The organism is Acidocella sp. (genome assembly GCF_028687955.1).
Taxonomy (GTDB): domain Bacteria; phylum Pseudomonadota; class Alphaproteobacteria; order Acetobacterales; family Acetobacteraceae; genus Acidocella.
The window spans coordinates 19,713-28,020 of the sequence record NZ_JAQTZC010000024.1 but is presented as its reverse complement, the minus strand read 5'-3'; the positions used below and the strand labels follow the sequence as shown (position 1 = coordinate 28,020).

General features: G+C 63.0%; 9 protein-coding genes. 2 read left to right on the top strand and 7 right to left on the bottom strand.

What is annotated here, in order from left to right; all coding sequences use genetic code 11:
* From ilvN to miaA, 3 genes are all read right to left on the bottom strand, one after another.
* A partial coding sequence (ilvN, locus tag PHE40_RS05020; protein WP_299958899.1) for an acetolactate synthase small subunit occupies positions 1 to 443 on the bottom strand: 443 nt, incomplete at its 3' end.
* Positions 443 to 2,236 carry an acetolactate synthase 3 large subunit gene (locus PHE40_RS05015; RefSeq protein ID WP_299958896.1) on the bottom strand — a complete coding sequence of 598 codons (1,794 nt, stop codon included), beginning with the start codon at positions 2,234 to 2,236 and terminating at the stop codon, positions 443 to 445. The genes ilvN and PHE40_RS05015, both read right to left, overlap by 1 nt.
* A 60-nt stretch (positions 2,237 to 2,296) precedes the next feature.
* Complete coding sequence (miaA, locus tag PHE40_RS05010) at positions 2,297 to 3,271, bottom strand: tRNA (adenosine(37)-N6)-dimethylallyltransferase MiaA (RefSeq protein ID WP_299958895.1); 975 nt, start codon at positions 3,269 to 3,271, stop codon at positions 2,297 to 2,299.
* Here miaA and serB point away from each other — a divergent pair.
* Positions 3,270 to 4,154: a phosphoserine phosphatase SerB gene (gene serB / locus PHE40_RS05005; RefSeq protein WP_299958892.1), complete on the top strand. Its 885-nt coding sequence runs from the start codon at positions 3,270 to 3,272 to the stop codon at positions 4,152 to 4,154. The two genes, miaA and serB, sit on opposite strands and share 2 nt — an antisense overlap.
* Positions 4,151 to 5,260, top strand: a complete 1,110-nt coding sequence (locus tag PHE40_RS05000) for an S-(hydroxymethyl)glutathione dehydrogenase/class III alcohol dehydrogenase (RefSeq protein WP_299958889.1) — start codon at positions 4,151 to 4,153, stop codon at positions 5,258 to 5,260. The genes serB and PHE40_RS05000 overlap by 4 nt, the downstream gene beginning before the upstream one ends.
* Positions 5,261 to 5,392: 132 nt before the next feature.
* On the opposite strand, the gene PHE40_RS04995 is transcribed toward PHE40_RS05000, so the two are convergent.
* The 4 genes from PHE40_RS04995 to PHE40_RS04980 are packed head-to-tail and all read right to left on the bottom strand — an operon-like array spanning position 5,393 to position 8,284.
* Complete coding sequence (locus tag PHE40_RS04995; RefSeq protein ID WP_299958886.1) at positions 5,393 to 6,067, bottom strand: lipid-binding SYLF domain-containing protein; 675 nt, start codon at positions 6,065 to 6,067, stop codon at positions 5,393 to 5,395.
* Positions 6,064 to 6,762 (bottom strand): histidine phosphatase family protein, encoded by a 699-nt coding sequence (locus tag PHE40_RS04990; protein WP_299958883.1) that lies wholly within the window; start codon positions 6,760 to 6,762, stop codon positions 6,064 to 6,066. The genes PHE40_RS04995 and PHE40_RS04990 overlap by 4 nt, the downstream gene beginning before the upstream one ends.
* Positions 6,759 to 7,559 (bottom strand): ABC transporter permease, encoded by an 801-nt coding sequence (locus PHE40_RS04985; protein WP_299958880.1) that lies wholly within the window; start codon positions 7,557 to 7,559, stop codon positions 6,759 to 6,761. The genes PHE40_RS04990 and PHE40_RS04985 overlap by 4 nt, the downstream gene beginning before the upstream one ends.
* On the bottom strand, positions 7,556 to 8,284 hold the full coding sequence (locus PHE40_RS04980) for an ABC transporter ATP-binding protein (RefSeq protein WP_299958877.1): 729 nt from the start codon (positions 8,282 to 8,284) through the stop codon (positions 7,556 to 7,558). Before PHE40_RS04980 ends, PHE40_RS04985 begins: the two co-directional genes overlap by 4 nt.
* Positions 8,285 to 8,308 lie beyond the last annotated feature (24 nt).

Below are 8,308 nucleotides of genomic sequence, written 5' to 3'. Positions count from 1 at the left end.
GGGCGCATCAAATCCAAAAACGCATCTAATTTATCCGTCGCCCCGGTCAGCTCAAATATAAAACTCTCGGTCGAGGCATCAATCACCCGCGCGCGGAACGCATCGGCCAGGCGCAGCGCCTCCTGGCGCGCATTGCCGGTGCCCACCACTTTAATCAGCGCTAGTTCCCGCGCCAGATGCGGTCCCTCCTTGGATAAATCAGCAACCTTATAAACCGGCACCAGCCGGCCGAGCTGCGCCTTGATCTGCTCGATCACCATCTCCGTGCCCGAGGTCACGATGGTGATCCGGCTCTTGCTGCCATCGCGCTCCACCGGCGCCACCGTCAAACTGTCAATATTATAGCCCCGGCCCGAAAAAAGCCCGATAACCCTGGCCAGAACGCCAGACTCGTTTTCCACCAGCACTGAAATCGTGGCGGAGCGCATATTTGTGTCAGACATTATACCAGCGCCAATCCTGCATCGGTTACACCGGGGTTGCCGCCATTTTTATGCTCGGGCCCCAGCAACATTTCATTATGCGCGGCCCCTGATGGTATCATCGGGAACACGTTTTCCTTCTCATCCACACAGATATCGGCGATCACCGGCCTATCCACCGCGAGCATCTCGGCAATCACCCGGTCGAGGTCCTCCACCCTCTCCGCGCGCAAGCCCACGGCATGGAAACTCTCCGCCAGTTTTACGAAATCCGGCAGCGCCTCGGAGTAGCTTTCCGAATACCGGTTGCCGTGCAGCAACTCCTGCCACTGGCGCACCATGCCCATGTATTTGTTGTTCAGGATGAAAATTTTCACCGGCAGCCGGTATTGCGCCAGCGTGCCCATCTCCTGGATGTTCATTAAAATGCTGGCCTCGCCTGCAATGTCGATCACTAGCGCATCCGGATGCGCCACCTGCACGCCCATCGCCGCCGGCAGCCCGTAGCCCATCGTGCCCAGCCCGCCGGAGGTCATCCAATGGTTGGGTTTGTCAAACTTGAAGTGCTGTGCTGCCCACATCTGGTGCTGCCCGACCTCGGTGGTGATAAACGTCTCCCGCCCCCGCGTCGCTTTATAAAGCTGCTCGATCGCGTATTGCGGCTTGATGATGCTGCCGCGTTCATGGTTTTGCGTAAAGCGCAACGAATCCTTGGACCGCCAGAAGTCGATCTGCTGCCACCATTTGGCAATCGCCTCGCGGTCTTGCATGCCGGCGTCATTTTTCCACGCCGCAATCAGCGCGCGCAACGTCGCCACCGCATCGCCGATAATGGCCACATCCACCGCGACTGATTTATTGATGCTGGAGGGGTCGATATCGGCATGAATTTTCTTCGAGCCGGGCGAGAACGCATTCAACCGCCCGGTCACCCGGTCATCGAACCGCGCGCCGATGTTCAACATCACATCCGCGCCATGCATCACCATATTGGCTTCATAAGTGCCGTGCATGCCCAGCATGCCGACAAATTGCGGGTCGGAGGCCGGATACGCCCCCAGCCCCATCAGCGTGGTGGTGCAGGGGAAGCCGGTCAGCCGCACGAATTCAATCAGCAGTTTGGCGGCTTCCGGCCCGGCGTTAATCACCCCGCCCCCCGCATACACAATCGGCCGCTCGCTGCGCTTGAGCAGCGCCACCGCCTCGGCGATGCGCGCCGGGTCCGGCTCGGTGCGCGGCCGGTAGCTGCGGTGCTGCGCCGTGCTTGCCTCGCTATAGGGCGCGGGGTTGATGAGAATATCCTTCGGCAGGTCGATCAGCACCGGCCCCGGCCGCCCGGTTTTGGCGACATGAAACGCCTCATGCACTACGCGCGTCAGATCCTGCGAGCGTTTCACGAGGTAGTTATGCTTGGTCGCCTGGCGGGTGATCCCGGTGGTGTCAGCCTCCTGGAAGGCGTCATTGCCGATCAGATGCGTCGGCACCTGCCCAGTCAGGCACACCAGGGGGATGCTGTCCATCAGCGCGTCCACCAGCCCGGTCACCGCATTGGTCGCACCGGGGCCGGAGGTCACCAGCACCACGCCCACCCTGCCGGTGGAGCGCGCGTAGCCCTCGGCCGCATGCACGGCGGCCTGCTCGTGGCGCACCAGAATATGCCGGATCGCGTTCTGCTGGAAAATGGCGTCATAAATCGGCAGCACCGCGCCGCCGGGATAGCCGAAGATAACATCCACCCCTTGTGCCTTCAGCGCCCGCAAAAGCGCCTCCGCGCCTGAGGCCATCATCTCGGTCGTAGTGATTGTACCGTCCATAACGATTCTACCGCCTGCCATTGCCTAGAGCCGCACCGCTACAGGCTCAGCCCCGGCGGGTCAACCGGGGGAATTTATAAAATTAACCAAATAGTCAATAAAACTTTTTGAAAGTTGCTCAAAACCTTCGATTCTTGATTGTATTATTTGCATATCAGGGGTGTCAGCAAGTTTCTGGTGCTTAAACCAGGTCAGCTGCCGCTTGGTATACTGGTGCGTCGCCAGCACCGCCCGCGCGGTGGCCTCGCTCAGCGTGATGCTGCCGCGCAGATACGCCCCCAGCTCGGGCACCCCATGCGCGCGCATCAGCGGCAGGCTGGCATCCAGCCCCAGGTTGAGGAAATTCCTCACCTCCTCAACCGCCCCGGTGTCCAGCATCGCGGCGAACCGCGCCGCAATCGCCTCTCGTAGCGCCTCGCGCGGCGGGTCCAGCAGAATCATCCGCACCCGCCAGCCTTCCAGCCGGTGTGTCGTCAGCCGCTGCCACGCCGCCAGCCCCTGGCCAGTGCCGATCAGCACCTCATAGGCCCGCGCCACCCGCTGGCTGTCTCCCGGCTTCAGCCGCAAGGCCGTCTCGGCGTCCAACCGCGCATGCAGCCCCGGCGCGCCCAGCGCCACGAGCAGCGCGCGCGCCTCGGTGCGCGCCTGCGCCCCAGGCTCGGGCACCTGCGCGATACCGTTGATCAGCGCGGAGAAATACATCCCCGTGCCGCCGCACAGAATTGGCAAGTTGCAGTTGTTCATCTCCGCCAGCGCCGCGCCGCGCCACCAGGCCGCATTGGCCGGCTCCGCCGCGGCGCGCACGCCATACAGCCGGTGCGGCGCCAGCGCCTCATCCTCGGGCGAGGGCCGCGCCGTAATCAGCCGTAATTCCCGGTAACACTGCATCGCATCGGTGTTGATGACCGTGCCCCCCAGCGCGCGCGCCAGCGCCAGGGCCAGCGCTGATTTGCCGCTCGCGGTCGGCCCGGCGACCAGCAATGCCGTGCGTTCCCTTGCCCACTCACCGTTCTCTGTCCTACCAGTCTCGACCATGTCCTATATCGTCATTTTGGTAGCCAACCGGCAAGCCGGCCCCCTCACTCCCGCCATGGCCGCGCGCGCGCGCGATTTTTGCGCCGGCCAGCATCTCAACTGGCTCAGCCCGGCGCAGGCAGCGGAATTCATCGTCTCCACCCCGCCAGATACCGCCCAGCTCCAGATGGTGCTGGAACATAAGGCACTGGATGTCTTCGTCACAAAATTCCGCGGCCGGCGCAAGGCGGTGCTGGTGGCGGATATGGACAGCACCATCGTCACCGCTGAAACCCTGGACGAAATCGCCGCTTTTGCCGGGTTGAAGGAGCAGATCGCCGCCATCACCGCGCGTTCCATGAACGGCGAGATCGATTTCGCCACCGCATTGCGCGAGCGGGTCGCCATGCTCAAGGGGCTGGATATTTCCGCCCTGGAGCGCACCTGGAGCGCCATCGAGTTCTGCCCCGGCGCGCGCACCCTCATCGCCACCATGCGCGGCTTTGGTGCCACCACGGCGCTGGTCTCGGGCGGTTTCACCTATTTCACCGCCCGCGTCGCCGCCGAGCTGGGGTTTGACATTCACCGGGCCAACACCCTGCTGGACAACGGCTCAACCCTCACCGGCGAGGTCGCCGAGCCGATTCTCGACCGTAACGCCAAGCTCGCCACGTTGACCGAGCTGGCGGAAAAACGCGGGGTGAAGCTCGCCGCCACCCTGGCGGTGGGCGATGGCGCGAATGATCTCGCCATGCTTCAGGCCGCGGGGCTGGGTGTCGCCTATCACGCCAAGCCAGTCGTCGCCGCCCAGGTGAGCAACCGGATTGAACATACCTGCCTTACCTCCCTATTGTTTGCCCAAGGCTATCCGGCATCGGCATTCAAAGGAGACACAGAATCATGAAAACACGCGCAGCCGTGGCACGGGCGGCGGGCCAGCCGCTCTCACTCGAAATCATCGACATTGAAGGTCCGAAGTTCGGCGAGGTGATGGTGGAGGTCAAAGCCACCGGCATCTGCCACACGGATGACTACACCCTCTCCGGCGCCGACCCTGAAGGCATTTTCCCCGCTGTCCTGGGGCATGAAGGCGCGGGCATCGTGGTCGAGGTTGGCCCTGGCGTCACCTCGCTCAAAAAAGGTGATCACGTCATCCCGCTCTACACGCCCGAGTGCCGTAACTGTAAATCCTGCCTCTCGCGCAAAACCAATCTCTGCACCGCCATCCGCGCCACGCAAGGGCAGGGCGTCATGCCCGACGGCACTTCGCGCTTCTCCTGCGACGGCGCACCGGTGATGCATTACATGGGCTGCTCCACCTTCGCCAATTTCACCGTCTTGCCCGAGATCGCGCTGGCGAAAGTGCGCGAAGACGCGCCGTTTGATAAAATCTGCTACATCGGCTGCGGCGTCACCACCGGCATCGGCGCGGTGTTCAACACCGCCAAGGTGCAGCCGGGTGATAATGTGGTGATCTTCGGCCTCGGCGGCATCGGCCTCAACGTCATCCAGGGCGCGCGCATCGCCGGGGCGGATAAAATCATCGGCGTGGACCTCAACAACGCCCGTAAGCCCATGGCCGAGACATTCGGCATGACGCATTTCGTGAACCCCGCTGAAATCGGGGAGGATTTGGTGCCCTATCTGGTCAACCTGACTGATGGCGGCGCGGATTATTCCTTCGAGTGCATCGGCAACACCAAGGTCATGCGCCAGGCGCTGGAATGCTGCCATCGCGGCTGGGGCACCTCCATCATCATCGGCGTTGCTGGCGCGGGGCAGGAAATCTCAACCCGCCCATTCCAGCTCGTCACGGGGCGTACCTGGAAGGGCACAGCCTTCGGCGGCGCGCGCGGGCGCACCGATGTGCCGAAAATCGTTGATTGGTACATGGACGGCAAGATCAATATCGATGATCTGATCACCCATGTGCTGCCCTTCGAGAAAATCAACGAAGGGTTTGAGCTGATGCGCCGCGGCGAGAGCATCCGCTCGGTGGTGACTTACTGAGCAACTCATGTCCAGTGCTCCACGTGGAGCACCGGATGCAAATCTTTGATAACTAACTGTTAGTAAAAACTAATTTTCTGCTTGCACCCCAATTTGTGCGGGTTTGTATCGAAAAAATAATAAATCCGTGAATTACTGCCCGTAGCGCGTCAGAATCGTGCGCAGCGGATTGGCGCCGGGGTTGGAGCCCTGACCATCCACGACGATCTGCCGGGCATCGAGCTGCTGGCCGTAATAGGCTTGCTCCGTACCGGCATCGTTGGAGAGCACCGAGCCGGAGAGCGAGATACCGCCATAGAGCCCCTGCGCTTTCGAGAAGGTGAGGATATCGGCGTTGATGGCGGTGGACATCGCGCCGCTCACCCCGGCCCCCAGCGTGGCGACAGCAAGCCCCGCATCGGCGCCGAGTTTGAACTGGCTGTTGAGTATGGCGTTCAACCCGCCGTTCGTCATGATCAGCATCATCACCTCAGCGTTCTGCACGCCGATCTGCAGGCCGAAGCTGCCGCTCCCCATGTTGTAGAAGGCGGGGTAGGACCAGCTGCCATCAGCGGTGCGCGCCACCATCACGCAGCCGCCGCCCTCGCCGCCGATGAAGAATCCCGCGCGGAAAACATCCGGGCAGACCACCACGGCCTTGGCCTTGCGCAGGAATGTCTGCGCCTGGCTGCCCTCGGCGCCGCCCATCATATCCTCAACCGCGAGGGTGGAGCTGTCGACCAGATGCTGTGGCGTGCCGGCCAGCGCCACGGCGGGTGTGCCAAGCGTGGCGGTGGCGATGGCCATGCCGAGAAGAAAGGTTTTCATGAGGCAACTCCTTGGGTTTGTTTCGGATGCCGGCGGCGCTCTTCATTTGAGGGCGTGCGCGGGGTTGCGCAAGCCGTGGTGGAGAGATGTTCATTAACCGACAAGATACGCCAGCCGTGGCGGTTATGTTCCAGCCGGGTGAGCGAGATATTGTCCACCGAGAAGCAGAGTGCCTGATGCGCGGTGAGGCCAAGCGCATAGGCGCACATCGCGCGGATGGCGCCGCCATGCGTGACGATGATGGTGTCGCGCGCCGGGCTTGCCAGCAGCCGCTCCAGCCCGGCGCCGGTGCGCGCGATCATATCGGCGAAGTTCTCGCCGCCTGGCGGGGTTTCCTGCGCGTGGACCGGCCAGAACGGATGCCGCTCGGTGGTAGAACGCGCTTCGAATTCCGAAATCGGCTGGCCCTGGAAACTGCCAAAATTCTGCTCGACGAAGGCAGGGTCGATCAGCGGCGTCTCATCGGGGTAGCCAGCGCGGATCAGCGCCGCGGCGGTATGCTGGGTGCGGGTGAGCGGCGTGCAGATCAGCCGGGCAGGGTGGGGCAGGCGGGCGGCCAGGGCCGCGTAGCGCGGCGCGTCGGCGGCCATGGTCACATCGCACACAGGCACGTCGTTGGTGCCGTAGAGCCGGGTCAGTGAGTCCGGGTGGACAAGCGCATGACGGATAAGCCAGAAACATTGAGTCAAAATCATTCCCCGATTGAGATGAGCGCACCCCGGACGCGGGCGCGGCGGAATTCAGCCCCGAAAATCAGGATGGCCAGCAGCATCCAGCCCAGGTTGAGGGCGGATGCCTGGGCCAGATCCGGCCAGTCGGCGGCATGCTGGAACAGGCCCGCGCGCATGCCCGCGAATACATGAGCGGCCGGCAGCGCCATGGCCACGGGTTGCAGCCAGCCCGGCAGCGCCGAGGCCGGATAGTACACGCAGGCGACCGGGGTGATGCCAAAAGCGATGGTCCAGGCCAGCGCCTCGGCCCCCGCGCCGTAGCGAAACAGCAGCGAGACGATACCAAGCGCGATCCACCAGCCCATGAACAGCAGATTGACAAAAAACAGCAACAGCACCGGTCCCAACAGCAAAATATTGTAATGATATAGCAAGTACGCGATGATTGTGGCAGGAAACAGGCCAGCCAGCGTGCGCAGCAGCGAAACCGAGAGCAAAGCCGCCAGCAGCTCCGCCGGCCGCAGGGGGCTCACGAAAATATGCCCCAGATTGCGCGACCAGATCTCCTCCAGAAACCCCAGCGTCACGCCAAGCTGGCCGCGCAGGGTGATCTCCCACAGCAGCACCCCCGCGATCAGCGCGCTAGCGGTCTGCGCCCCGGGGCTGGCGTGCAGATGCCCGATATAGCTGGCGGTGAAGCCCCAGATCAGCAGGTTGAGCGTCGGCCAGTAGGCGATCTCGGCAACGCGCGGCCATGAGCGGCGGTACACGGCAAGATGACGGTAGATCATCGCCCAGATGCGGCGCAGGGAGGTTTTCATGCTTCTTCCCGCCGCGCGATGTCGAGAAACACCTGTTCGAGGTCCTCGCGCCCATAGCGGGCGATTAGCGCGCCGGGCGTGCCCTGGTCGACGATTTTTCCGGCTTTGAGCATCAGCACCGTATCGCACAGGCGCTCCACCTCGGCCATGTTGTGCGAGGCGAGCAAAATGGCGGCGTTGGTCTCTTCCCGGTAGGCTTCCAGCATGCTGCGCACATAATCGCCGGTGTCGGGGTCCAGGCTGGCGGTGGGCTCGTCGAGCAGCAGCAGGTCCGGCTTGTTGATGAGCGATTTGGCCAGCGCCACGCGGGTTTTCTGCCCGGCGGAAAGCTCGCCCGCGGGGCGGGAGAGCAACGCGCCAAGGTGGAATTGCGCCGCCAGTTCCGCGATTCGGTGTTTCAGCGCCGGCACGTTGTATAAATGCCCGTACACACGCAGGTTCTCTTCCACCGAGAGCCGGGCGGGCAGCGCGATATAGGGTGAGGAGAAATTCATCCGCTCCAGCGCCTTGAAGCGGTCACGCGCGATGTCATGGCCCAGCACGGTGATCTGCCCGGAGCTTGGCACCAGCAGGCCGAGCAGCATGGAGATGGTGGTGGTCTTGCCCGCTCCGTTGCCGCCAAGCAGGCCGAGCACGCCGCCCTGGGGCAGGGTGAAGGAGATATCGTCCACCGCCAGGGTATGCGGGTAGTGCTTGACCAGGTTGACTACGGTGATGGCGTCCATGGTTTTGGATAGGCGGAGAGATTG

Bases quoted from the DNA above. Each gene is read 5' to 3' on its own strand.
- PHE40_RS05000 (WP_299958889.1), top strand. From the start codon at position 4,151: ATGAAAACACGCGCAGCCGTGGCACGGGCGGCGGGCCAGCCGCTCTCA.
- PHE40_RS04990 (WP_299958883.1), bottom strand. From the start codon at position 6,762: ATGATTTTGACTCAATGTTTCTGGCTTATCCGTCATGCGCTTGTCCAC.
- PHE40_RS04985 (WP_299958880.1), bottom strand. From the start codon at position 7,559: ATGAAAACCTCCCTGCGCCGCATCTGGGCGATGATCTACCGTCATCTT.
- miaA (WP_299958895.1), bottom strand. From the start codon at position 3,271: ATGGTCGAGACTGGTAGGACAGAGAACGGTGAGTGGGCAAGGGAACGC.
- serB (WP_299958892.1), top strand. From the start codon at position 3,270: ATGTCCTATATCGTCATTTTGGTAGCCAACCGGCAAGCCGGCCCCCTC.
- PHE40_RS04995 (WP_299958886.1), bottom strand. From the start codon at position 6,067: ATGAAAACCTTTCTTCTCGGCATGGCCATCGCCACCGCCACGCTTGGC.
- PHE40_RS04980 (WP_299958877.1), bottom strand. From the start codon at position 8,284: ATGGACGCCATCACCGTAGTCAACCTGGTCAAGCACTACCCGCATACC.
- PHE40_RS05015 (WP_299958896.1), bottom strand. From the start codon at position 2,236: ATGGACGGTACAATCACTACGACCGAGATGATGGCCTCAGGCGCGGAG.